Here is a 23,775-nt window from a genome sequence, read left to right on the forward strand (position 1 = left end):
CAGCGGGGGAGACAGTGCACAGGCGTTTGACCGACGTAGGTTCCTGGGAGCCGTGGCTGCGGGGGCGTTGGCATCCGCCGCTCTGACCGCCTGCGGTGCCGGTGCGGAGCCCGGCCGGGTCCAGCCCGCGGCGAAGAAGGACCGGGGCACCATCACCATCGGCTATGTGGCCTGGGACGAGGACATCGCGGTCACCGAGCTGTGGAAGCAGCTGCTCGAATCGCAGGGGCACCGGGTCGAGGCCGTACGCAGGGACGCCGTTCCCGATCTGTTCCACGGGGTGGCCGAGGGGCAGTTCGATGTCTTCATGGATGCCTGGCTGCCGAGCGTCCACACCGAGCAGTGGGCGCGTTACGGGGGCTCCGTGGTGGACCTCGGGCCCTGGTACGAGCCCGGCGATCTGGGCCTTGCCGTGCCCGACTATGTGAGCGAGGTCGCTTCGCTGGTCGATCTGCCGGAACACGCCGCCCTCTTCGGCGGGACGATCGTCGGCATCGAGCCGACCGCGGGCCTGACCCGAACCATCGACAGGTCGGTGATCCCGGAGTACGGCCTGGCCGGCGCGTACCGCCAGAAGGCCGAGGACACCGGCACCATGCTGAAGGCCCTCGACTCCGCCTACGCCGCGAAGCGGCCCGTCCTGGTGAGCATGTGGCGGCCCCACTGGGCGTTCTCCAAGTACGACATCCGCTACCTCGACGACCCCGCCGACGCGTTCGGCGATCCCGACAAGCTGCACACGATCGTCTCGCGGGAGTTCCACGGCCGAAGCGACAACGAGGCGCTGGAGTGGCTGCGGAACTTCCGGATGACGCCCGATCAACTACAGGGCCTTGAGGCCGCGATCCAGGACGCAGGCGGCGCGCAGCACAAGTCCGAAGCGGTGGAGAGCTGGATCGGCGACCACCAGCCTCTCGTCAGACAGTGGCTCCCGATCTGACCCGATTCGACAAAAGAGGGCATGGTGACGGTATCGCCGCGATCCGCCGGACGTCGTGCTGCTCAGCGAGTCCGATCCGCAGCGGGTGAGCGATCTGCTCGCCGCCCTCGCCGAGCGCGGGCCGAGCTTTCACGACAACGCCGATCCGACCGACCCCGCGGTGAGCACCGGCCAGTTGGCCCGGGCCGCGAAGGCCGACGAACGGGTGGCGGAGAGCGGGCGTGATCCGTACCGGGCGCGCTCACCGGTCCGCCCCTGCACAAGCTGACGGGTCTGCCCATACCCATGTGGTGCGGCGCATGCCACCCTTTGACGCGCACACGACAGCCTTGGCGTTCAGAGACTCCGGAGGACTCCATGAAGCGCAGCAGACTGCTCGGCCGCACAGGACTCGTCACAGGCGCCGCCCTCACCGCGGTGATCACCTTCGCGGGCACCGCGCTCGCCGCGCCGCCGCCCCCGCTCCCCCGGAACGCCGACGCACTCGACCAGACGTACCAGCCCGCGTACGACTACGACACCGACGGCTGCTATCCGACCGCGGCCATCGGCCCGGACGGCACCGTCAACGGCGGCCTCAAGCCCTCCGGCGCGCTCAACGGGCAGTGCCGTGACGCGAGCGATCTCGAGCAGGTCAACGGCTACTCGCGCGCCAAGTGCAACAACGGCTGGTGCGTCATCCTGTACGCCCTGTACTTCGAGAAGGACCAGGCGCTGCCCGGCATCGGACTCGGCGGGCACCGGCACGACTGGGAGCACGTCGCCGTCTGGGTCAAGGACGGCCGGGCCGAGTACGTCTCCACGTCCGCGCACGGGCAGTTCGACATCCACACCCGCGAGCAGATCCGCTGGGACGGCACCCACCCCAAGATCGTTTACCACAAGGACGGCATCGGTACCCACTGCTTCCGCCCGGCGAACGGCAACGACGAGCCGCCCGAGAACCACTACGGCACCTGGCAGTTCCCCGACCTCGTCGGCTGGAACGGCTATCCGCCGGGCGTGCGCGAGAAGCTGGCCTCCTACGACTTCGGCAGCGCCCACTTCGGGCTCAAGGACTCCAGCTTCGCCAGTCACCTCGCCGCCGCGCTGCCGCCGGGCGTACCTCTGGATGTGAATGCCTGACGCGGCGCGGCCCGTGGCGGTCTGACGCGTTGTCGGGCGCGTCAGGCCGCCACGGGCCGCAGCGAGACCGGCGGGCTCGGGAAGCTCAGGGGGCTCGGCGGGCCCAGGGGCTCAGCAGGCCCAGCGGGCTCAGCGGGCTCAGCGGGCTCAGCGGGCTCAGCGGGCGAACCAGCGTTGCGGTTCCGGTGCTGTGTTCTCGTAGATGTGCTTGGCCTGGCGGTATTCGGCCAGGCCGTCGTGGCCGAGTTCGCGGCCGATGCCGGAGCGTTTGAAGCCGCCCCATTCGGCCTGCGGCAGGTACGGTCCGAAGTCGTTGATCCAGACCGTGCCGTGCCGCAGCCGCCGCGCGACCCGTTCGGCCCGTGCGGCATCGGTGGTCCAGACGGCGCCGGCGAGACCGTAGTCGGTGTCGTTGCCGAGCTCGACGGCCTGTTCCTCGTCGCTGAAGCGCTCCACGGTGAGGATGGGGCCGAAAGTCTCCTCCTGGACGATGCGCATCTCGCGCGTGCAGTCGTCGAAGACGGTCGGCCGGTAGAAGAAGCCGTCCCGCAGCGCGGGGTCGTCCGGGCGGCTGCCGCCCGCGACGAGCCGTGCGCCCTCCCCCAGCCCGAGCTCCACGTAGGACTCGACTTTGGCGCGGTGTGCGGCCGAGACCAGAGGGCCGCTCTCGGTGTGCTCGTCCAGGCCGTTGCCGAGCCGGATCCGCTCCGCGCGCTCCACCAGATGGGCGACGAACTCCTGGTGCAGTGAGTCCTCCACGATCAGCCGGGTGCCGGCCGAGCAGACCTGTCCGGCGTGGAAGAAGACGGCCATCAGGGCGTAGTCGATCGCCGCGTCGAAGTCGGCATCGGCGAAGACGATATTGGGGTTCTTGCCGCCGAGTTCGAGGGCGATGTCCTTTACGGTGTCCGCCGCCGTCCGCATGATGCGGCGGCCGGTGTCCAGGCCTCCGGTGAAGGACACCAGGTCCACGCCGGGGTGCTCGACCAGGGGCGCGCCGGTGGCCGCACCGTCGCCGAGGATCAGGTTGACGACACCGGGTGGTGCGCCCGCCTCCGCGAGGAGTTCGACCATCTTGATGGTGGTCAGCGGTGTGATCTCACTGGGCTTGAGGACCAGCGTGTTGCCCGCGGCGAGGGCCGGGGCGACCTTCCAGGAAGCCTGGAGGAGCGGATAGTTCCACGGACAGATCAGGGCACAGACGCCGACCGGCTCGTAGACGACGCGGCTGCGGACGCGCGGATCGCCCGCGTCGATCACGCGGCCGTTCTCCGATTCGGCGAGCCCGGCGTAATACGCGAAGACGTTGGAGACGTCGTCCACGTCGATTCCGCTTTCCACCAGCGTCTTGCCGGTGTCCAGGGTTTCGAGGCGGGCGATCTCCGCCCGGTCCCGCTGCAGGTATTCAGCCATCCGGCGCAGCAGCTCGGAGCGCTGACGGGCCGTCCAGGACGGCCACGCCCCGCCGTCGAACGCGGCGCGCGCCGCGGCCACGGCGGCCTCGGCATCCGCTCGTCCGCCCTCGTCCACGGTGCGGACGACGGACTGGTCGAAGGGGTTGATGACCTCGCGCGTCGTGCCTTCGGACGCCGCGCGCCACTCTCCGTCGATATACAGACTGGACGTGGGAATTCCTCTCCCGATTGCGCCGCATTGCGGCCGCACCGTTGTGCGCGTGGAATTGAGTAAGCATTACGTTAGGCACCAGGTACGGCGAAGTGCAACGAGAGCCGAGGAGCACCATGACACGCAGCGAGTATGACTACATCATCGTCGGCGGCGGCTCTGCGGGCTGCGCGCTGGCGAATCGGATCAGCGCCGACCCGGGCAACCGGGTTCTCGTTCTCGAGGCGGGACGGCCGGACTACAAGTGGGATGTCCTCACCCATATGCCCGCCGCCCTGACAATGATCATCGGAAATCCGCTCTACGACTGGTGCTACGAGTCCGAGCCGGAGCCGTACATGAACGGGCGTCGCGTCAGCCACGGCAGGGGAAAGCTGCTCGGCGGCTCGAGTTCCATCAACGGAATGATCTTCCAGCGCGGAAATCCCATGGACCTGGAACGCTGGGCTGCCGACCCCGGAATGGAGACCTGGGACTACGCGCACTGTCTTCCGTATTTCAAGCGAATGGAGCACTGCGAGGCCGGGGCGGACGAATGGCGCGGCCAGGGCGGCCCCCTGTGGCTGGAGCGGGGCAAGGCGGAGAACCCGCTGTTCTCGGCGTTCCTGGAGGCCGCGCAGCAAGCCGGCTATCCGCTGACCTCGGACGTCAACGGGTACAAGCAGGAGGGCTTCGCCCGCTTCGACCGCAATATCAAGAACGGCCGCAGGTGGTCCGCCTCGCAGGCCTATCTGCATCCCGCGATGAAGCGCCCGAATCTCACGGTGCAGTGCTTCTCGCAGGCGGACCGGGTGCTGTTCGACGGAAAACGGGCGGTCGGTGTCGAGTACCGGCGGTACGGAAAGCAGCGCCGGCAGGTGTTCGGCGGCGAGGTGATTCTCTGCGGCGGAGCGATCAACACGCCTCAACTGCTTCAGCTCTCCGGTGTCGGAAACCCCGATGAACTGACGCGCGTGGGCGTCAAACCGGTGCACGAACTGCCCGGGGTCGGGGAGAATCTCCAGGATCACCTGGAGGTGTACGTACAGCACGCGTCCAAGCAGCCGATCTCGTTCAATCCGCTCGTGAAATGGCGCAACCGGCCTGCTGTGGGCCTGCGTTGGATGACTTCGCACACCGGCCCGGCCGCCACGAACCATTTCGAGGCCGGTGGTTTCGTCCGCGGGAACGACAAGGTCGACTACCCCAATCTGATGTTCCACTTCCTGCCGATCGCGGTGCGCTACGACGGCACTCCCGTTGAGGCCGACCACGGATACCAGGTCCACATCGGACCGATGTACTCCGATGTCCGCGGCTCGGTGAAGATCAAGTCGGGGCATCCCGACGAGCATCCGGCGCTGCGGTTCAACTACCTCTCCACAGAGAACGACCGCAAGGAGTGGGTGGAGGCCATCCAGGTCGCGCGGGACATCCTGAAGCAGCCCGCCTTCGCCGAGTACGACGCCGGCGAGATCTCGCCGGGGCCCGAGGTCGACGGCGACGAGGCGGTCCTCGAGTGGGTCGCGCGCGATGCGGAGACCGCGTACCACCCCTCCTGCACCGCCCGGATGGGCATCGACGACATGTCCGTGGTGGACCCGACCTCGATGCGGGTCCACGGGCTCGAGGGGCTGCGGGTCGTCGACGCCTCGGCGATGCCGTATCTGACCAACGGCAACATCTACGCCCCCGTGATGATGCTCGCCGAAAAGGCCTCGGACCTGATCCTCGGCAACACACCGCTGCCGCCGTCCACGGCCGACTTCTACCGATACCGCAAGCAGGAGGGCTGAGGGCCCGTGACCGAACCCAGTAGTGGCGCCACGGCGGCCTCCCAGCCGGAACACCAGGTGAAGAACCTCGTGTTCGGCGGGTCCGCCGTACTCATCCTCGCCCTCTCGATCTGGGCGATGATCAGCCCGGAGGGTGCCGAGGACACCATCGGCGTGGTGGTCGGCTGGATCACCGACGGATTCGGCTGGTACTACTTCGTCGCCGCCACCCTCTATCTCCTCTTCGTGGTCTTCCTCGCCGTGTCCCGGTACGGGCGCATCAAACTGGGCCCACAGCACTCCCGGCCCGACTACGGCATGTTCGCCTGGGCGGCCATGCTGTTCGCGGCGGGCATCGGCATCGACCTGATGTTCTTCTCCGTCTCGGGGCCGGTCTCGCACTATCTCGCGCCGCCCGAAGGCTCACCGGAGACCGTCGAGGCGGCCCGGCAGGCCGTGGTGTGGACGCTGTTCCACTACGGCATCACCGGCTGGGCGATGTACGCGCTGATGGGGATGGCGCTCGCCTACTTCTCCTTCCGCTACCACCTGCCGCTGGCGATCCGGTCCGCGCTGTATCCGATCATCGGCAAGCGCATCCACGGCAAGATCGGTGACAGTGTCGACCTCGCGGCCGTCCTCGGCACGGTCTTCGGTATCTCGGTGTCGCTCGGCATCGGCGTCGTCCAGCTGAACTACGGGCTGAACTTCCTGTTCGGGGTGCCCGAGGGGCTCGCCGCGCAGATCTCGCTGATCGCGGTCGCCGTGCTCCTCACCACGGTGTCCGCCGTGGCCGGTGTGGACCGGGGCATCCGGCGCCTGTCCGAGCTCAATGTGGTGCTCGCGGTCGTCCTGATGCTCTACGTGTTGATCGCCGAGAGCCCGACGCGGCTGCTGAACGCGCTCGTCCTGAACATCGGCGACTACGTCAGCCGCTTCCCCGAGATGACCCTGAACACCTTCGCCTACGACCAGCCCACCGAGTGGCTCAACGCGTGGACCCTGTTCTTCTGGGCGTGGTGGGTGGCCTGGGCGCCCTTCGTCGGGCTGTTCCTCGCGCGGATCTCGCGCGGGCGCACCATCCGGCAGTTCGTCTCGGCGACCCTGGTGATCCCGTTCTTCTTCACGCTGCTGTTCCTGTCGGTCTTCGGCAACAGCGCGCTGTTCGTCGTGCGTTCCGGGAACTCCGAATTCGGCGAGACCGCCATGAACCTTCCCGAACAGGGCTTCTACGCGCTGCTCGACCAGTACCCGGGCGTGGGCTTTAGCGCGGGCCTCGCCACCGTCGTCGGACTGCTGCTCTACGTCACCTCCGCCGACTCCGGGTCCCTCGTCCTCGGCAACCTCAGCTCCCATCTGCGTACCCCGCTCACCGACTCCCCTCCGTGGCTGCGGATCTTCTGGGCGGGCACCATCGGGCTGCTCACCCTCGCGATGCTGATCGTCGGCGGGGTGGCGGCGCTGACCAACGCCACCATCATCATGGGTCTGCCGTTCTCGCTGGTGATGTTCCTGGTCATGGCCGGCTTGTACAAAGCCCTGCGTGTCGAGCGGATGCGGGAGGACGCCCTCACGGCCACTCTGCCCTCGTCCCTCTCGGGACGGACGGCGAGCGCCGGGCCGACGGCGGAACGGAACTGGCGGCACAGACTCGCACGGGCCATGGCCTTCCCCACCAGACGCACGGCCCGGAGGTTCATCGACGAGATCGGGCTTCCCGCGTTCGAAGAGGTCGCGCAGGAGCTGCGGCAGCAGGGCGCGGAGGCCACGGTCATCGAGCTCGCGCAGGAGGAAGCCGGTGTGCCGCCTCTGGAGCTGCGGGCGCCGATGGGGCGCACCGAGGAGTTCGTCTACCGGATCTGGCCGATCGAGACCCCCACGCCGTCCTTCGCGACCCGTGCGGTCAGCGAGCACGACACGTACGTACGTTTCGAGGTGCACCTGGCCGACGGCAGCCAGGGGTACGACGTGATGGGCTACAGCAAGCAGCAGCTCATCGGCGACATCCTCGACCAGTACGAACGCCACCTGGAGTTCCTGCGCCTGCACCGCGAGGCGACGGCCCACGCCACCCTGCCCGACCATCGGCCGGACACGGCGGACGTGCAGCTGCCGGAGGAGTAGCTGCCGAAGAGGTAGAAGGAGCAGCAGGAGGTGTCCGGCGGATCATGCCGCCGGACACCTCTCTCGTGCTGCCGGCCAGCAAACCCGGCCGTGGTCGGTGATCAGCCGGTCGGGCCCGTCCAGTCGGCGGGGATGTGGGCGAGGCGTACGCGCTGGGGGTGGTCGCCGACCTTGACGGTGGCCGTCCTGCGGCCGGTGGCGAAGTCGATGGCGGTGACCGCGTCCGCGCCGCTCTCGGAGATGATGCACTGCTTGCCGTCACCGCTGACCGTCGCCCAGTACGGCTTCGCCGCGGGCACGAGCGGGCCCGGTTCGAGGGTGGTGCGGTCCACGACGGTGGCGTAGTCGTCCATGGTTCCGGCGACGCACAGTTTGCTGCCGTCCGGGCTCATCGCCATGCCGTGGTGGCGTGAGTCGTTCACCCAGGTCGTGCGGTCCTCGCTGGTGTCCGGATTCTTGGGGAGTTCCTTGACGCGGGTGACCTGGTCGGTGGCCACGTCGTACTCCACGAAGCCGTTGAAGAAGGACACCTGGAAGTACATCTTCGACTCGTCCGGGCTGAAGGCGACCGGCCGGATCGCGTCGGAGAGGTCCCCCCGGCCGAAGGCGTCGAGGCGTTCGCGCATATCGATCACCTTGACCGTGCGGAAGGTGGCCGCGTCGACCACCGTGATCTTCCGGTCGCCCTTCGTCCAGTCCAGCCAGGGGGCGTCCAGGGCGGTGTTGACCTCGCCGATGGACATGTTCCACAGGTAGCGGCCTTCGTCGGTGAACACGTTCTCGTGCGGTTTGTCGCCGGTGCGGAAGGATCCGAGCTCGTCGCCGGTGTCGATGTCCAGGACGTGCACGGTGTTGGAGAGGGATGCGGAGACGGCCACACGGGTGCCGTCCGGCGAGACGGCCATGTGGTCGGAGCGGTATCCGGAGACGGGGAAGCGCCAGTTAATCCTCCCGGTCGTCAGGTCGAGGGAGACCACGTCGGCGAAGCTGGGGCGGGAGACCACCATGGCCGAGCCGTCGGGGGTGGCGTACATGTCGTCGACGAACTGGTCGTGCCCCTCCCCCGGGCCCTGGCGGATACCGAGGAAGAAGGCGAGCCTGACGGGGTTGAGGTAGATCTCGCGCAGCCGCTCCTTCTTGTCCGGGATGACGTTGATCCGGCCGATCCCTGCCAGGTCGCCGCCGGGTTCGATGACGTCGGCGGTGCCGTCCCAGTTGTTGCCGACGAACATCACCTCGCGCAGTTCGTCCTCGGCCTCGGCGTGGGAGGTGCCGCCCGCGGCGGCGGTGAGCAGCAGTGCGCCCGCCGCGAGCAGTGCGACCCGCCGTCCGCGTACCGCTGCGCGCGGCCGGGCTTGCGTTCCGGACAGGTTTTTCTGACGGTTCCCACGGCTCGGCATCGGTCCTCCAGCGGCCTCGTATGACGTCATGCGCATGCCACCCCCGATGGCGTACGGGACGGTAACAACCGCCGGTAACATCCACAATGGCTTGGGGGCGGGAAGATGCCGGGGGCGGTACATGGCCGGATGACAGCTGGGTTCATGGCCGATTCATGGTCGGTGAGGACGCGTCGCGGGCGATCAGCGCGGGGTGCCCGAGCCGTCCGCGGGCGAGGACCAGAGGTCCGTGGAGCCGCCGCTGCGGCTCGGCAGGGCGTAGGCGAGCGTGTGGTCGTCGAGCCAGGCCGCCTGGTCGTCCACGCTGCGGGTTTCGGCGAGCGGGGTGTCCCGCATCGTGTCCAGGTCGAGGACATGCAGGCGCCAGGGGTCCGAAGTGCCTTCACGCACGCGCTTCTTGTAGGCGACGCGGGTGCCGTCGGGGGAAAGCGAGGGGCATTCGACGATCTCGCGCAGGGTGCGGGCCGTCCAGGTCTTCATCTCGCCCTTGACCAGATAAGTCTTGCCGCGGGTCGAGACGGTGGCGTCGAAGCGGTTGTCGTCGTGGGCGAACGTGATGCCCCAGTAGTTCACATCGGCCGCGCTGTGGCGCCTGCCGTCAAGGGTGAGCTGCAGGGTTTCCACGTTCTTGATCAGGTAGCCGGTCCGTGTGTCGAGGATGCCGCTGCGGGTGGAGAAGGAGTTGCCCGCGTACGAGTCGCCGCTGACGAACACCGTCCAGGCAGGTGGCGGCCCTCGCCGTGCAGGCCGGTCCACTCGTCGGTGTCTCCGTCGCCCGCGGTCTCGGTGGCGAGGCGGGTCCAGTTGCTGCGGTCGGTGGATATCTCGACCCGTCCCCGTCCCCGTCCCCGTCACCCGGATCACCCGGTGAGGGGTCCGGGTCGGACGGGGTGGGGTCCTCGGTGATCTCGAAGGGGTCGCCGTACACGTGCCAGGACAGCGGGGTGTCCAGGCCGAGGTTGCCGTCGTCCAGGAACACACGCTGTGCGGTGTCGACACGGCTGGTGTCCTCGTGGGCGGCCTCCTTCTTCATCTCCTCGACCCGGGCGTCGAGGAACGCGTGCAGGTATTCGGTCTCGTCGCCGGCTTCGGCGGGTGTGTCGGCGTCCGCGCGGGCCGCGGCGCGGATCGAGTCGAAGCCGGACTCACCGTGCATGACCATGGCGTCGTAGTAGACGAACTGGCCGAGTTCCCGGAGGTCGTCGCTCTTGGCGCGGGCGACGGACGGGTCGAAGTAGACGCGGTCGCGTTCGTGCTCCTGTGCGGCCTGGAAGGCGCGGGTCCGCGCCGCCTGCTTCCAGGCCTCGGTGAAGCCGGGGTCGAGGCCCTCGTGCGAATCGGAGCCGTCGACCTCGCGCAGGGCGGGCAGATACTCGGCGAGCGGGTTGTCCGGCACCTGGTCGGTGTAGTACTCGACGAGTTCGAGTATGTCGTGGGTGCCCGAGCAGAAGCCGACGATGCCGGCGGTGTAGCCGCGGCCGTCGCCGATGTCCTCGATGTAGTCGTACTGCTCCTGCCATTCGAGGGAGGAGTTCTCGGCACTGGAGACCAGCTGCATGGCGATCTCCTTCTTGACCGGGTCGTCGAGCCCGGAAGGTGCCGCCGCCTGGCCGGAGTTCAGGAATATCACCGCGGGGACGGCGGCGAGCAGCAGGGCGAGGGCGGTCCTGATGCCGGTCCTGCTGCGGCGCCGGTGGCCGGTGGGGCGGCGTCGGCGGGTCCTGGTGCTGAGGTGCCGCGATCCGGACGGCGAGGGGGGCCGTCCCGGAGTGGGGAGTGGCATGTGCTTCTCCGGTTTCCCGTCTGGTCGGGCATGCGAAGACGCAGCACCCGGCAGGGAGTTCGGGGGCTGCATGGCTGTGCGGAACCGTGGGTGGTGAGGTGCGGAACCCCGGTTGTCCCTACCGCCCTTGATTGATAGGAACGTTTCCTTTCCATTGGCGGCATCGGCTGCTCCGCAAGACGTGTGAAGCCAGGGGAATCTATTGGGGTGTCGGGGCGCGGCACGGACACGTTCGCCGAACGAGGGTGGTGAATCGCCCGATTGGCGGGCACGAACAGCCTCCGACCAGGTGAATTTCACCAGTCGGCCGGCTTCGGCGAACGCGGGGGAGGCGCCGCCCGCGACGAGGCAGGGCGGCGGCTTCAGGGATGGTTGTCCGCCGCGGCCGGTGCCATCACCGCGAGGGCGGTCATGACGGCGGCGAGGAACGTGATGAGCAATCGGCGCGCCACGGTCGGCCGCCCCGAAGCTCGCTGATCGGTTTCGGCTGGGCGCAGTGGATTGGGCGCACAGGCCGGTGCGGGATCTTGGAATGCGGGGCAGGCGAAGCGGGGGTGCGTGCTGCGGGATGCCCCGGCACCCCTCGCGGCCGCGCTCACTTCCTCGCGTACGTGAGGAATGCGGTGCCGCTCGGCAGGATCGTGCTGTCTGTGAGGGCGAAGTGGGTGGGGGCGAACGGCCTTCGGGTGCCGAACAGGGGGGTGCCCGAGCCGACGGCGAGCGGCGCGAGTTTGAGGATCAGCTGGTCGATCTCCTCGTAGAGCGCGCCGGCCAATTCACCGCCGCCGAGCAGCCAGATGTCCTTGCCCTCCTGCTCCTTCAGCTTGCGCACGGTGTCCACGGGGTCGGTGGCGACGAGTTCGACGCCGGGGTCGGGGCTCTCGGTGAGGGTGCGGGAGAAGACGAAGTGCCGCAGGTGGGGGTAGGCGTTGGCGAGGCCCGCATCGAGGCCGTTCCGGTACGTGCGGCGGCCTTCGAGTGCGGTGTCGAAACGGGTACCTGCTGCGGTGATGCCGAGGGCTTCTCTGGCGGGGGCGGGCAGGGTTTCGGGGAACTCGGCCACCAGGTGTTCCAGGTAGTCCTCGCCGACGGGCCAGAACGCGTCGGGGCCACTGGTGGGGTCGGAGCCGTCGGGCCCGGCGATCTGACCGTCGAGGGTGGAGGCGATGAAGTAGACGAGCTTGCGCATACGAACTCCTCGGATCCGGAACGGTGTCTGCCAGTGCCGGAGTAAGTGATGTACTCTGGTTGCAGTGGTTAGAACGTAGTACTGCATGTGCAGTGGTGTCAATGTTCTTCGGAAAGGAACCTTCGATGCGCCAGAACACGGCCCGCCGTACCGCCCTCCTCGACGGCGCCATCGAGGTCCTCGCCCGGGACGGCTCACGCGGTCTGACGCTGCGCGCGGTGGACACCGAGGCCGGGGTGCCCAAGGGGACGACCACCAACTACTTCACGAACCGGGCCGATCTGCTGGCCCAGGCGATGACGCGGATCCAGGAGCGGCTGACCCCGGATCCGTCCGAGGTGGCCGTCACGATGAGCGAGCAGCCCTCCCCCGAGCTGGTCGCCACGCTCCTCAAGCAGCTGCTCGGCCGGATGCGGGCCGATCGCAGCAGCTGGCTCGCGCTGATGGAACTGCGCCTCGAGGCCACCCGCCGCCCCGAACTGCACACAGAGCTGACCCGGTTCTTCGCCGCCCAACTCGACGGCAACATCAGCTTCCATCTGGATGCGGGCCTGCCCGGCGACCGGATCAGCGTCGTACTGCTCTATCTCGCCATGCTCGGCCTCATCGTCGACGACCTGACCGTGCCCGAACTTCTCTCGCGGTACGAGGCGGAGAACCTGATCGAGTCGATGGTCGAGCGGATGCTCCCGCACGGGTCATGACCCCGACCTGCGCCATGCGCGGCCATGGGCCGGTCGACGGCCGCTCATCAAGGCAGCGCGCCGGCCTGCCCGCCCTGCGTCCGCTCGGCCACCCGCCCGTCGTGCACCTCGACGATCTCGTCGGCGGTGTTCAGGTGCGTACGGTCGTGGGTGACCAGGAGGGTGGCCGTGCCGCGGCTGCGGGTCAGGCCGGTGATCAGGTCGATGACCGAGGCGCCGCGTTCGTGGTCGAGGGCGCTGGTGGGCTCGTCGACCAGGAGGACGGTGGGGTCGTTCATGAGGGCGCGCGCGATGTTGACGCGCTGGCGCTGGCCGCCGGAGAGCTGGTGCGGTCGACGGCCGGCCTCGGCCGCAAGGCCGACGGAGTCGAGGAGTTCGAGGGCCCGGGCGCGGGCGGCGGCGGGACGGCGGCCGTCGAGGTGGGCCATGACCTGGAGCTGTTCGGCGGCGGTGAGCGACGGCAGCAGGTTGGGCTGCTGGAAGACGATGCCGGTCTTCCTACGGCGCAGTTCGGTGAGTTCGCGGCGCCTCAGGCCCGATGTGCTGGTGCCGTCGATGGTGACGGTGCCGTGGTCGGGCGTGATCAGGGTGGCGGCGACGGCGAGCAGGCTCGACTTGCCGGAGCCGGAGGGGCCCACGACCGCGACGAGGCGTCCCCCTGGGACGGTCAGGCTGACGTGGTCGAGGGCGGTCAGCCGGGAATCGCCGTCGGGGTAGGTGAGGGTGATGTCGGTCAGGGCGATGCTCATCGGGCGCTCCCCAGGGCGGTCAGCGGGTCGACGGAGGTGATGCGGCGGATGGACAGGGCTGCCCCGAGCGCACCCAGGGCGATCATCACGGCGGCGGGGAGCAGCACCGTGGCCGGGTCGAGGACGAAGGGCACGTCCGTCCCGGCGAGCAGGGCGCCCGCGGCAGCCGCGAGGGCGGTGCCGACGGCCGTGCCGACGGTGAGCAGGACGAGGGCCTGGCCGAGTGCGTCCTTGAGGAGGTTCGCGGTGGAGGCGCCGAGCGCCTTGAGGACCGCGACATCGCCGCTGCGCTGGATGGTCCAGACGGTGAAGAAGGCGCCGATGACGAGGGCCGAGATGGCGAACAGGAATCCGCGCATCAGCTGCAGCGAGCCGTTCTCGGAGGTGTAGGAGCCGATCGCGGACAGCGAGTCGTCCTTGGTGACGGTGCGGGTGCCCGCCCTCCGGTCGGTGGCTGCGAGGTCGGTGTCCGGTCCGGTGTTCAGGACGATGACCGTCGCGATGGGGGGCTCACCGCCTGCCCGCGCGCCCGTGCCCGTGCCGGTGGTGGGTGGTGCGATGCGCTGCCAGGTGTCCAGGGCGGTCCAGATCACGGGGGTGTGGCTGAAGAACGCCTCGCCCTGCACAGCGGCAACCTTCAGTTCCGCTCCTGCGAGCAGGAAGGTGTCGCCCGGCCGCAGGTCCAGTTCCTCTGCGGCGGCGGTGGAGAGGACGGCCCTGCGGTCGTCGATCCTGTCGCCGGCGGGGGCCAGGAAGGAGCCGGGGCGGACGCCGAACGCGGAGACTCCGGTGCTCCTGCCTTCGGCACTCGCCTTGGTGGTGGTGATGCCGAGCGGCTCGGCGTTCGTGACGCCCGGGGCCGCGGACCACTGCCTCAGCTGTGCGGCGGTGATGGCGGAGTCGGAGTACGACAGGTCCTGGCCGCCGGGCGCGCCGAAGGCGATACGGTCGGCGGGAAGTCCGGTGACGGCGGAGATGTTCTGCCGCCCGAGGCCCGCGGTCAGACCGGAGAGCAGCCCGACGAGCAGGGTGATCAGCACGATGACCGCGCCCATCAGGGCGAAACGCCCCTTGGCGAACTTCAGGTCTCTCCAGGCGACGAACACGCTCTTGCCTGCCCCTTCCGGCGGTGGAATCCGTGGTGGTTCCGGCGGTGGAACCGTTGTGCTTCCAGCCTTGTCGCTGCCGGGTGCGCGGACATCTGGCGAGGGGCGTGACTTCACGGTCCGGAAGGTGCAGGCGAGCTTGTAACTTTCGATGGAGGCCGGACCGCGTACGTCCTCTTAGGCTGGAAGGACTGTGAACGCCGCCGCTCTTCCCCTCACTCCCACCTCCCGGGCCCTGACCTGGTGTCTGCATCTGCTGTTCGTCGGCCTTCTCGCACTCGCCGCGCTGCGGGCCGTGGCCGACGGCCGCACGTACGCCGGGCCGACCCTCGCCGTGGCCGCGCTGTGCGCGCTGGTGTACGCGGCGGGGACACTGGCGCCGCGGGTGCGGCGCTCCCGTACGGCTGCCGCGTGGTGGCTGGTGTGCGTGGGCCTCGTATGGCTCGTACTGCTTGCGCTGACGCCGGACGGGGTGTGGGTGGCGTTCCCGCTGTACTTCCTGCAGCTGCATCTGCTGCCGCGGCGGGCCGGGCTCACCTCCGTGTGCGTCACCGCGCTCGTGGCGATCGGGGGGTTCGCCGCACACCGCGGGTCGTTCGATGTGGCGATGGCGATCGGTCCGGCGCTGGGTGCGGCAGTCGCGGTGGCCGTGGTGTGGGGCTATCAGGCGCTGTACCGGGAGAGCGAGGAGCGCCGCAGGTTGATCGAGGAGCTGACCGCCGCCCGCGCCGGGCTGGCCGCCGCGCAGCACGCCGAAGGTGTCGCGGCGGAGCGGGAGCGGCTCGCGCGCGAGATCCACGACACGCTCGCGCAGGGTCTGTCCAGTATTCAGCTACTGCTGAGGGCCGCCGAGCGTTCGCTGCCGCAGGCGCCTCAGAACGCGGCCCGCCATGTCGGCCAGGCGCGGCTGGCGGCCGTCGACAATCTGGCGGAGGCCCGGCGTTTCGTCGCCGCGCTCGCCCCGCCCGCGCTCGACGGCACGAATCTGGCAGGGGCGCTGGAGCGGCTGTGCGCCACGACGACCGCCCGCGAGAATCTCACGGCGCGTTTCCGCCTCAGCGGCGATGCGCCGCCCGCGCCGCTGCCGACGGCGCACGAGGTGGCGCTGCTGCGGGTCGCCCAGTCGGCGGTCGCCAACACGGTGCGGCATGCCGGGGCCTCGTACCTCGACATGACGCTGAGCTGCGTGGACGGCGCGGCAGTGCTCGAGATCGTGGACGACGGGTGCGGCTTCTCCCCCGATGATCTGCCCGTTCCTGATCCGGAGACGGGAGGTTTCGGGCTCGCGGCGATGCGGGCCCGGATGCATGCGCTCGGCGGCACGCTCACCATCACCTCCGCGCCCGGTCGCGGGACCACGCTGGCGGCGCGGCTGCCCTGCGTACCGCCCGAGCCTCACGGATCGGCCGAGCATGGCCATGAGGTGAGCCCGTGAGCGACTGCCGGATGCGCCCGTGACCGACCCGCAAGGTGTGTTCGTGACCGATCGTGAGGTGTGCCCGTGACCGGCCTGCCCATCCGTCTGCTGCTCGCCGACGACCATCCGGTCGTACGGGCGGGGCTGCGTGCCGTGCTGGAGACCGAGCCGGGGCTCGCCGTCGTCGCGGAGGCGGCGACGGCCGAGGACGCCGTCGAGCGGGCGGCGGCGGGCGACGTCGACGTGGTCCTGATGGATCTGCAGTTCGGCAGGGGCATGGGCGGTGCCGAGGCCACCGCACTGATCACGGCGCGGCCCGGCGCGCCCCGGGTTCTGGTCGTCACGACCTATGACTCCGATGCGGACACCCTGCCCGCCATCGAGGCCGGTGCCACCGGCTATCTCCTCAAGGACGCCCCGCCGGAGGACTTGGCGGCCGCGGTGCGGACCGCGGCCGCCGGGCGGACCATCCTGGCGCCCGCGGTCGCCGACCGGCTGATGAACCGGCTGCGCACCCCGGCGACGCAGCTCACGCGACGCGAGACGGAGGTGCTCGGTCTGGTCGCCGAAGGGCTGTCGAATCTGGCGATCGGGCGGCGGCTCCACCTCACCGAAGGGACCGTGAAGTCCCATCTGGCGCGGGTGTACGCGAAGCTCGGCGTCGATTCGCGTACCGCCGCGGTCGCGGCCGCCACCGAGCTGGGGCTCATCCGCCGCTGAGCGTGGAGGACGGGCGGTGCCCCTGACGCGGGACTACGGTGAGGAAAGGGTCGGCCGCGACCCCAGGGGGTACTCCACGACCTCAGGAGCGTTCCATGAGTTCCCGCCTCAACCCGTATCTCGGCTTCGACGGCGACTGCCGTGCGGCCATGGAGTTCTACCAGCAGGCCTTCGGCGGCACGCTGGCGCTGCACACCTACGGGGAAGCCGGCATGGTGGGCACCCCGGTGGCCGACAAGATCATGCACGGGATGCTGGAGACCCCGAGCGGTTACACGCTCATGGGGGCCGACCAGCATCCCGATATGCCGAAGCAGTCCGGTGCGAACTACTCGGTGAGCCTCAGCGGCGACGACTCCGACGAACTGCGGGGCTACTGGGAGAAGTTGTCCGCCGATGGCACGGTCACCGTGCCCCTGGAGAAGCAGGTGTGGGGCGATGTCTTCGGCATGTGCACCGACCGGTTCGGGGTTCCGTGGATGGTGAACATCAGCGAATGAGCGCGTCCACGGTCGGCGCCACCGTCCCGAACAGGTCGGTGATCGTGGTGAGTGCGGCGGCCTGCAGCTCGGCGGCCGCGACGACCGTGCCGTCGGGCGCCATGAGAGTGCGGGTGGCGGTGGCCTCCGCGACGACCGTGGGCCGGTAGCCGAGGTTGAAGGCGCCCTGGGCCGTGTAGTTGACGCACATGTACGTCATGAAACCGGCGAGGACCAGGTTCTTTCCGCTGTCCGGCGCGGCGCCCAGCTTCGTGAGGACCTCGGTGAGTTCCGTCCGGTGGAAGGAGTTCGGGAAGCCCTTGACGACGACGGCCTTGCCTTCGGCGGGGGCCACCTCGTCGCTGATGGCGCCGATCTGCGCGCGTATGTCGTACGGGGTGCCCTCGCCGCCGTCGTTCATCACATGCACCACGGGTGTTCCGGCGGCGCGGGCGTGTCCGAGGAGGCGGCCGCCTGCCGCGAGAGTCTCCTCGGCGCCTTCGAGCTCCATGACGCCGGAGCGGTAGGTGTTCTGGAAGTCGATGAGCACGAGGATCGAGTCGCCGAGCGCGGGGTCCGGGTCGACGGTGACCTGGGGGTGTTCGGCGGCGAGCTGGGCCGCGGTGGACCAGTGGGTGGTGGCCGTCCTGCCGTCCAGGAGGCCTGCGGCCGCGAGGAGATGCGCGCCCACGCATACCGAGGCGACCCGCCGGGTCCGGGGTGCGATCCGTTCGATCCATTCGATCCAGGCCACGATGTCCGGATCGACGAGTGCCACCGCGCCGCCGTCGGCGGTCATCCCCACCGCGCCCGGTACGAGCAGGGTGTCGAGTGGTCCGGTGACCTCGTCGAAGGCGAGGTCGGCGTGGATCCGTACGCCTGCGGAGGTACGCACCTGACCGGCGGCCGGTCCGGCGAGGGCGACCTCGTATCCGGCACGGCCGCCGGTCTCGTTGTTCGCGAGCGCGAAGACCTCGGCCGGGCCCGTGACATCGAGGAGGTCGACATCGGGGAAGACCGCGATGACGACTCGGTGCTTGAGGGGCATGGCCCGATCCTCGCCCGGTGATCGGATGGCGGCAATGACGACCGACTGTCACCTTCGGACATGGCCGTCCGCGCCGGGGCCGCAAGCCTGCGGCCCCGGCGCGTGCCGGGGAGCCGGGCTCGTGGCGGTTGGGTCGGCTATTCGAACCGGGACGTGTCGCCGGCCCCGCGCCGTACGATCTCGGCCTCGCCGCCGGAGAAGTCGATCACCGTGGTGGGTTCGGTGCCGCAGTCGCCCGAGTCGAGGACCGCGTCGACGACGTGGTCGAGTCGCTCCTTGATCTCCCAGCCCTGGGTGAGCGGTTCGTCCTCGTCGGGCAGCAGCAGGGTGCTGGAGAGGAGGGGCTCGCCGAGCTCTTCGAGGAGGGCCTGGGTGGTGACGTGGTCGGGGATGCGGACGCCGACGGTCTTCTTCTTCGGGTGCATCAGCTGCCGCGGCACCTCGCGGGTGGCGGGCAGGATGAAGGTGTAACTGCCAGGTGTGGCCGCCTTGATGGCGCGGAACACGTCGTTGTCGATGTGCACGAACTGGCCGAGCTGGGCGAAGTCCTGGCAGACGAGCGTGAAGTGGTGCCGGTCGTCGAGCCGGCGGATGCTGCGGATCCGGGCGATGCCGTCACGGTTGCCGAGCTGGCAGCCGAGGGCGTAGCAGGAGTCGGTCGGATACGCGATGAGCGCGCCCTCGCGGATACGGTCGGCCACCGTGGTGATGGTGCGCCGCTGCGGGTTCTCCGGATGGACGTCGAAGTACGTTGCCATCCGGCGAGTCTAGAAGGCGACGGCTTCCCGGGGCGCGCTCACGCGTCGGCCGGGTCAGTGCGTGACCTTCGTCAGGAAGGCTTCGACATTGGCGGCCGTGCGGGCGATCTTCTCCTGAACGGTCAGCGTCTCGTGCATCCGCATCGTGGCGCTGGCCTGCTTGAGGCCGCGGGTGTAGAGGGAGCAGTCGAGGTCGGTGCACACGTAGACGCCGACCGAGTTCCCCTCCTTGCCCGCCTTGCCGGCCTTCGGGGCCACCATCAGCGAGACTCCGCCGTCCTTGGTGGTGAGGCAGATCGAGCACATACTGACGCGCGCGTGTCCGGGACGGCGGGGGTTGGCGCGCAGGGCGACGCCCTGCGGCCGGCCGTCCACCTCGGTCACGAGGTAGGCGCGGTCGGGGGCCTGCGGGTCGCGCCAGCCCACGTAGTCGAGGTCGGCCCAGGGGCGCTCGGCCAGGTCGCGGGGGACGTGCATGCGTTTGGCCTCACCTTTCGTGCAGTTCACGAAGGCGGCGCGGATCTCTTGTTCGGTCAGGGGGTTCATGTCGGCGACGGTAATTTGCCTAAAAGCTTTAGGCAAATGATTATTGATTGTAGGGCAGCGAGTGAGCAGGGCCGATCGAGGAGGCGCAGGGATGGCACGTGCGGGACTGACACCGCAGCGGCTGACACAGGCCGGGGCCGAGCTCGCCGACGAGGTCGGCTTCGAGCACGTGACCGTGTCCGCGCTCGCGCGGCGCTTCGGCGTGAAGGTCGCGAGCCTCTATTCGCATGTGAGGAACTCGCAGGACCTCAAGACCCGGATCGCGCTGCTCGCCCTGGAGGAGATGGCCGACCGCGCCGCGGAAGCGCTCGCGGGCCGCTCGGGCCGGGACGCGCTCGCGGCCTTCGCGGAGGTATACCGCGACTACGCGCGCGAACACCCCGGCCGCTATGCCGCCGCCCAGCTGCGCCTGAGTCCCGAGGACGCCGCGGCCAGTGCGGGCATGCGGCACGCGCAGATGATGCGGGCGCTGCTGCGGGGCTATGAGCTGGCCGAGCCGGAGCAGACCCATGCCGTACGGCTCCTCGGCTCGGTCTTCCACGGCTACGTGAGCCTGGAACTGAGCGGCGGCTTCAGCCACAGCTCCCCGGATGCCTCGGTGTCCTGGCTGCGCATCGTCGACGCCCTGGACACGATGCTGCGCGCCTGGTCCGTCGAGAGCCTGCCCCGGGACGGGAGTGCACCCGGGAACCACGAGAGCGCAGTCGAGAACGAAGAGGTCTGACCCATGAACGGCACAGGCGGCTGGATCACCACCCCGCTCACCCCCGCACTCGTACGCGGCGCGGCGGAACTCGGGACCACCGACCGCGGTGTGCTGCCGCACCGGCTGCCCGCCCGGGCGCCGGCGCAGGTCACCGACGGACAGCTCGCGATGGCCGAGTCCCAGCCTTCGGGCGTACGGATCGCCGTACGGACCCGTGCCACCGCGCTCGAACTCGACACGCTGCCGACGAAACGCGTGTACATGGGCGGCCCGCCGCGTCCCGACGGGCGCTACGACCTGCTCGTCGACGGCGAACCGGCCGGGCAGGCGAGCGTGCAGGGCGGCAGCAGGCTGAACATCGACATGGCGAGCGGGGCCGCCGAGCACACTCCGATCCGTTCACCGCGCGGACGATGCGGGACATGCCGGCCGATCTAGCACCGGCGGATGGGTGAAAGGTTCGCGAAGCTCGCCTTCGGCGGGGTGTTCGCGGACCGCTAGGGCGTGCTGTCCGGAGCGGTTGGTGCCGCGGCCGGCGGGTGTATGGCCGCCGGTGCCGGTGGGGGGCCGGTCGGCGGCGGGTTCAGGCGTCGGCAGGGAGGTCGTGCGGCTCGTCGCCGAGGGTGTAGACGTCCTTCACCTTCACCTCGGTGACCGCGCGGCCCTCGGTGAAGAGTTGCCGCCAGTCGCCGGCCACGTGGAGTTCGTCGGTGCCCATCGCACGGACCACGACGAGGCCTTCGTCGAAACAGCGGTACGCCTTCATCCAGAGATTGGCGAAGGCCTGCGAGCGGATGAGGTGCATCCAGTCGCTGCGGTACAGGTCCCGGTTGTAGTTGGACTCGCCCATCGTCGAGACGAACTTCGAGTACATCGCCTTGACGTATTCGAGAGTGACCGTGTCGTCCTCGGCGATCGCGCGGTCCCGGGCGTCCTTGAGCGCGATACGGAACTTCTCCAGGAGTCCTTCCGTGGCGCCCGACGTCCAGGACTCGTGGATCACGGGTGGCGCGCACAGTCCGTACGGGTCGGCGGAGAGCCGGAGCAGCAGGCGCAGCGTCGGCTCGGTCACCCACAGTTCGCCGGACTCCTCGCGGTTGCCGATGGGGTTGGGCAGCAGGTGTTCGAGTTCCCAGGTGGGCGGGGTGATGAGGTGCACGCCGGCGCGGCGGCGGTCGTGGACGTCGCCCGTCGAGTGTTCGAGCGCGCCGATCGGCAGGTGGGTCTTCAGGGCGGAGAGATAGGCGCCGTTGATGTCGAGGGCGGTCACCTCGTGGCGGCCCGCCGGGAGTTCGGGGCGGGTCCAGTTGGGGCGCGCCTCCCAGATGTCGTCCGGGCCCCTGGCACTCTTGCGGCGCAGCACGTCCGGCAGCGGCGGGTGGGCGATGACCTGGTAACGGGCGCCCTTGCGGGTCTCGGCGAGGAGCGCCATGGCGTCGGGGATGGCGCGCCTGACGAGGGCGGCGGTCGCAGCGTCGAGGTCGCCGCCGTGGGTGTCGAGGGCGGACTCGACGGCGCGGGCGATCAGGTCGGGGGTGTCGGCCTCCCTGGCGCGGCGGCCGGCGGGGACGATCTTCGTGGGGGTGGGTCCGGTGGGAGGCGCCGTCGCACCGGCGCCTTCCTCGGGGGCGCGCCGTGTGCTTCGGCAGTCCGCCGCGTCCAGGTGCTGGGGGAAGCCTTCGACCTGGTGGCGGGCCGGGCCGCCGCACAGGACACACGGAGCCGGGTCCGCGAGGGCCGCTCCCCCGTCCGTGGTCGGCTCGGCGACGGATGGTGCGCTCGTACTGCCGGGGGCAACCGGTGCGGACGTGTCCCCCGAGGTCTCGGGGTCCGGGGACTCCCCCGCGAGTTTCGTCCGGACGCGCTCCAGGAGGTACGCGTACTTGGTACGGATCTCCCCGCTCGGATCGCGCCCGGACTCCCACCCGCCGACCGTCGACGCCGATACGCCGAGCACCTCCGCCACCTGTGGACGGGACAGGCCCAGGGCCTCGCGCAGCCGCCTGCGTTCTGCGGCCGGGGGCAGGGCGGCCTCTTCCTGTACCGATGCCAGGAGTGCGTCGATCGCGTCGAAGTCCGTCACGGCGCCTCCTTCGCTGGGCGGGTCTGCTGCGGCGTGCACCTGGCAACTATAGGTCGGGTCCCTCGGCAGCTTCCGTGCGCACAACGCCCAGGTCACGGGCGCGTGTCAGGAGCAGCTCGCGTTCGCGGGCGTTGCGGGTCAGGGACGCGGCACACTCGAACTCCGTGCGTGCCTCGTCGGTGCGGCCGAGGCGCTCGAGAAGGTCGCCTCGTACGCTCGGCAGCAGGTGGTAGCCGTTGAGGGCTTCCTCGTCGGCCAGCGCGTCGACCAGTTTCAGGGCCTGGGCGGGGCCCTCGGCCATCGAGACGGCCACCGCGCGGTTGAGCTCCACCACCGCCGACGAGGTCAGTGCGGCGAGCCGGCCGTAGAGCGCGGCGATCGACTGCCAGTCGGTGTCCTCGTAGCGCAGGGCCTGTGCGTGGCACATGGCGATCGCGGCCTGCACGGAGTAGGGGCCGGTCCCGGCGCGCTGCATGGCCTCGACGCCGCGGCGGATCAGCAGCCGGTTCCATCGGGTGCGGTTCTGGTCGGCGAGGAGCACCGGCGCGCCGTCGGGGCCGGTGCGGGCGGGGAGCCGGGAGGCCTGGAACTCGAGAAGGGCCGCGAGCCCGTGCGCCTCGGGTTCGGCGGGCATCAGGGCGGCGAGGACGCGGGCGATGCGCAGCCCGTCCTCGCAGAGCGCGGGCCGCAGCAGGTCCTCGCCCGCCGTGGCGCTGTAGCCCTCGTTGAAAATCAGGTAGATGACTTCGAGGACGGAGGCGAGGCGGGCCGGGCGTTCCTCCGCCGCTGGTACCTCGTAGGGCACGTCGGCCTTGGCCAGGGTGCGTTTGGCGCGCACGATGCGCTGGGCGACCGTGGCCTCGGTGGTGAGCAGGGCGCGCGCGATCTCCTCGGTGGTGAGGCCGCCGATCAGGCGCAGGGTCAGGGCGATCCGGGCCTTCGCGGAGAGCACGGGGTGGCAGGCGGTGAAGATCAGGCGCAGCAGGTCGTCGTCGATGTCATCGGGGTCGGCGGGCTCCGGCGGCGGTACGTCCTCGAGGCTGCGGCCGACCTCGGCGAGTTTGCGGGCGTAGGTCTCCTTGCGGCGCACGAGATCGATGGCCTTGCGGCGGGCGGCCGTCATCAGCCAGCCGGCCGGATTGTCGGGAACGCCTTCGCGCGGCCACTGTTCGAGGGCGCTGATCAGCGCGTCCTGCGCGAGTTCCTCCGCCATGCCGACATCGCGTACCACCCGGGTGACGGTGGCGATGATGCGTGCGGACTCCATCCGGAACACGGCCTCGACGGCGGCGGCCGTCTCGTTCTTCTGCGCTGTCACGCGCCCATCCCAACACCCGTGTCCGGGCGGGGCAAGCATGATCCGCGCAGTGCGCAGGGTACGCAGCAAAGCGGCGGACGCGAACGGTTCAGTGGCCGCTCGGGCCGGCATCCGGAGCCGGTCCCGTATCCGCGGCCCTCGGTGCGGTACCGGAAATCCCGCTCCTGATGGAGACTGCGCCGGGGGCCCGGTCGATCAGG

The 23,775-nt window shown here is 69.8% G+C and carries 21 protein-coding genes and 2 pseudogenes; 11 read left to right on the forward strand and 12 right to left on the reverse strand.

Going from position 1 to position 23,775, the window contains the following annotated elements:
* Nucleotides 1-67: 67 nt before the first annotated feature.
* The 3 genes from ACLF6P_RS24110 to ACLF6P_RS24120 all read left to right on the forward strand — a co-directional run bounded on the left by ACLF6P_RS24110 (nucleotide 68) and on the right by ACLF6P_RS24120 (nucleotide 2,065).
* Nucleotides 68-940: a glycine betaine ABC transporter substrate-binding protein gene (locus tag ACLF6P_RS24110; RefSeq protein WP_415952849.1), complete on the forward strand. Its 873-nt coding sequence runs from the start codon at nucleotides 68-70 to the stop codon at nucleotides 938-940.
* Nucleotides 941-995: 55 nt separating this feature from the next.
* Entirely contained in the window at nucleotides 996-1,208 is a 213-nt protein-coding gene (locus ACLF6P_RS24115) for a hypothetical protein (protein ID WP_415952851.1), read from the forward strand.
* An 89-nt stretch (nucleotides 1,209-1,297) separates the two neighbouring features.
* The gene (locus ACLF6P_RS24120) at nucleotides 1,298-2,065 is read left to right on the forward strand and encodes an NPP1 family protein (protein ID WP_415952853.1); all 768 of its coding nucleotides are present in this window, start codon (nucleotides 1,298-1,300) and stop codon (nucleotides 2,063-2,065) included.
* A gap of 156 nt (nucleotides 2,066-2,221) precedes the next feature.
* Here the strand turns inward: ACLF6P_RS24120 and betB are convergent, their stop codons facing one another.
* Nucleotides 2,222-3,730 (reverse strand): betaine-aldehyde dehydrogenase, encoded by a 1,509-nt coding sequence (gene betB / locus ACLF6P_RS24125; protein WP_415952855.1) that lies wholly within the window; start codon nucleotides 3,728-3,730, stop codon nucleotides 2,222-2,224.
* Nucleotides 3,731-3,807: 77 nt separating this feature from the next.
* Here betB and betA point away from each other — a divergent pair, with 77 nt between their 5' ends.
* Together betA and betT are read left to right on the forward strand one after the other, a co-directional pair.
* The gene (gene betA, locus ACLF6P_RS24130) at nucleotides 3,808-5,466 is read left to right on the forward strand and encodes a choline dehydrogenase (protein ID WP_415952856.1); all 1,659 of its coding nucleotides are present in this window, start codon (nucleotides 3,808-3,810) and stop codon (nucleotides 5,464-5,466) included.
* 6 nt (nucleotides 5,467-5,472) lie between these two features.
* Nucleotides 5,473-7,569 carry a choline BCCT transporter BetT gene (gene betT, locus ACLF6P_RS24135; RefSeq protein ID WP_415952858.1) on the forward strand — a complete coding sequence of 699 codons (2,097 nt, stop codon included), beginning with the start codon at nucleotides 5,473-5,475 and terminating at the stop codon, nucleotides 7,567-7,569.
* 101 nt (nucleotides 7,570-7,670) lie between these two features.
* On the opposite strand, the gene ACLF6P_RS24140 is transcribed toward betT, so the two are convergent.
* From ACLF6P_RS24140 to ACLF6P_RS24155, 4 genes and pseudogenes are all read right to left on the reverse strand, one after another.
* Complete coding sequence (locus ACLF6P_RS24140; protein WP_415952860.1) at nucleotides 7,671-8,969, reverse strand: YncE family protein; 1,299 nt, start codon at nucleotides 8,967-8,969, stop codon at nucleotides 7,671-7,673.
* Nucleotides 8,970-9,152: 183 nt separating this feature from the next.
* Entirely contained in the window at nucleotides 9,153-9,593 is a 441-nt protein-coding gene (locus ACLF6P_RS24145; RefSeq protein WP_415952861.1) for a TolB-like translocation protein, read from the reverse strand.
* A 277-nt stretch (nucleotides 9,594-9,870) separates the two neighbouring features.
* A pseudogene (locus tag ACLF6P_RS24150) lies at nucleotides 9,871-10,752 on the reverse strand (chitosanase); the annotation flags it as partial.
* Between the two features lie 595 nt (nucleotides 10,753-11,347).
* Nucleotides 11,348-11,941, reverse strand: coding sequence for a dihydrofolate reductase family protein (locus tag ACLF6P_RS24155; protein ID WP_415952863.1), 594 nt, complete (start codon nucleotides 11,939-11,941; stop codon nucleotides 11,348-11,350).
* A gap of 125 nt (nucleotides 11,942-12,066) precedes the next feature.
* Between ACLF6P_RS24155 and ACLF6P_RS24160 the strand changes: the two genes are divergently transcribed.
* Nucleotides 12,067-12,645 (forward strand): TetR/AcrR family transcriptional regulator, encoded by a 579-nt coding sequence (locus ACLF6P_RS24160; RefSeq protein WP_415952864.1) that lies wholly within the window; start codon nucleotides 12,067-12,069, stop codon nucleotides 12,643-12,645.
* A 47-nt stretch (nucleotides 12,646-12,692) separates the two neighbouring features.
* Here ACLF6P_RS24160 and ACLF6P_RS24165 read toward each other — a convergent pair whose 3' ends face one another.
* On the reverse strand, nucleotides 12,693-13,394 hold the full coding sequence (locus tag ACLF6P_RS24165; RefSeq protein ID WP_415952866.1) for an ABC transporter ATP-binding protein: 702 nt from the start codon (nucleotides 13,392-13,394) through the stop codon (nucleotides 12,693-12,695).
* Nucleotides 13,391-14,500: an ABC transporter permease gene (locus tag ACLF6P_RS24170; RefSeq protein WP_415952867.1), complete on the reverse strand. Its 1,110-nt coding sequence runs from the start codon at nucleotides 14,498-14,500 to the stop codon at nucleotides 13,391-13,393. Before ACLF6P_RS24170 ends, ACLF6P_RS24165 begins: the two co-directional genes overlap by 4 nt.
* Nucleotides 14,501-14,693: 193 nt before the next feature.
* Between ACLF6P_RS24170 and ACLF6P_RS24175 the strand changes: the two genes are divergently transcribed.
* The 3 genes from ACLF6P_RS24175 to ACLF6P_RS24185 all read left to right on the forward strand — a co-directional run bounded on the left by ACLF6P_RS24175 (nucleotide 14,694) and on the right by ACLF6P_RS24185 (nucleotide 17,137).
* Complete coding sequence (locus tag ACLF6P_RS24175) at nucleotides 14,694-15,935, forward strand: sensor histidine kinase (protein WP_415952869.1); 1,242 nt, start codon at nucleotides 14,694-14,696, stop codon at nucleotides 15,933-15,935.
* A gap of 66 nt (nucleotides 15,936-16,001) precedes the next feature.
* Entirely contained in the window at nucleotides 16,002-16,637 is a 636-nt protein-coding gene (locus ACLF6P_RS24180; protein ID WP_415952871.1) for a response regulator, read from the forward strand.
* 95 nt (nucleotides 16,638-16,732) lie between these two features.
* A complete protein-coding gene (locus ACLF6P_RS24185; protein ID WP_415952873.1) occupies nucleotides 16,733-17,137 on the forward strand; it encodes a VOC family protein in 405 nt (134 codons plus the stop codon).
* On the opposite strand, the gene ACLF6P_RS24190 is transcribed toward ACLF6P_RS24185, so the two are convergent.
* The 3 genes from ACLF6P_RS24190 to ACLF6P_RS24200 all read right to left on the reverse strand — a co-directional run bounded on the left by ACLF6P_RS24190 (nucleotide 17,127) and on the right by ACLF6P_RS24200 (nucleotide 19,468).
* Nucleotides 17,127-18,164 (reverse strand): isochorismatase family protein, encoded by a 1,038-nt coding sequence (locus tag ACLF6P_RS24190; protein ID WP_415952875.1) that lies wholly within the window; start codon nucleotides 18,162-18,164, stop codon nucleotides 17,127-17,129. The two genes, ACLF6P_RS24185 and ACLF6P_RS24190, sit on opposite strands and share 11 nt — an antisense overlap.
* Nucleotides 18,165-18,301: 137 nt before the next feature.
* Nucleotides 18,302-18,922, reverse strand: a complete 621-nt coding sequence (locus tag ACLF6P_RS24195; RefSeq protein WP_415952877.1) for an L-threonylcarbamoyladenylate synthase — start codon at nucleotides 18,920-18,922, stop codon at nucleotides 18,302-18,304.
* A 54-nt stretch (nucleotides 18,923-18,976) separates the two neighbouring features.
* Nucleotides 18,977-19,468, reverse strand: coding sequence for an FBP domain-containing protein (locus ACLF6P_RS24200; protein WP_415952879.1), 492 nt, complete (start codon nucleotides 19,466-19,468; stop codon nucleotides 18,977-18,979).
* A gap of 91 nt (nucleotides 19,469-19,559) precedes the next feature.
* Between ACLF6P_RS24200 and ACLF6P_RS24205 the strand changes: the two genes are divergently transcribed.
* Together ACLF6P_RS24205 and ACLF6P_RS24210 are read left to right on the forward strand one after the other, a co-directional pair.
* Nucleotides 19,560-20,192 carry a TetR/AcrR family transcriptional regulator gene (locus ACLF6P_RS24205; RefSeq protein WP_415952881.1) on the forward strand — a complete coding sequence of 211 codons (633 nt, stop codon included), beginning with the start codon at nucleotides 19,560-19,562 and terminating at the stop codon, nucleotides 20,190-20,192.
* A gap of 3 nt (nucleotides 20,193-20,195) precedes the next feature.
* Nucleotides 20,196-20,603 (forward strand): annotated as a pseudogene (locus tag ACLF6P_RS24210) (lipase); the annotation flags it as partial.
* Nucleotides 20,604-20,757: 154 nt separating this feature from the next.
* Here the strand turns inward: ACLF6P_RS24210 and ACLF6P_RS24215 are convergent.
* Entirely contained in the window at nucleotides 20,758-22,257 is a 1,500-nt protein-coding gene (locus ACLF6P_RS24215; RefSeq protein WP_415952962.1) for a helix-turn-helix domain-containing protein, read from the reverse strand.
* A gap of 46 nt (nucleotides 22,258-22,303) precedes the next feature.
* Complete coding sequence (locus ACLF6P_RS24220; protein WP_415952882.1) at nucleotides 22,304-23,614, reverse strand: RNA polymerase sigma factor; 1,311 nt, start codon at nucleotides 23,612-23,614, stop codon at nucleotides 22,304-22,306.
* Nucleotides 23,615-23,775 lie beyond the last annotated feature (161 nt).

It is taken from the genome of Streptomyces lothianensis (genome assembly GCF_047779955.1).
Classification (GTDB): domain Bacteria; phylum Actinomycetota; class Actinomycetes; order Streptomycetales; family Streptomycetaceae; genus Streptomyces.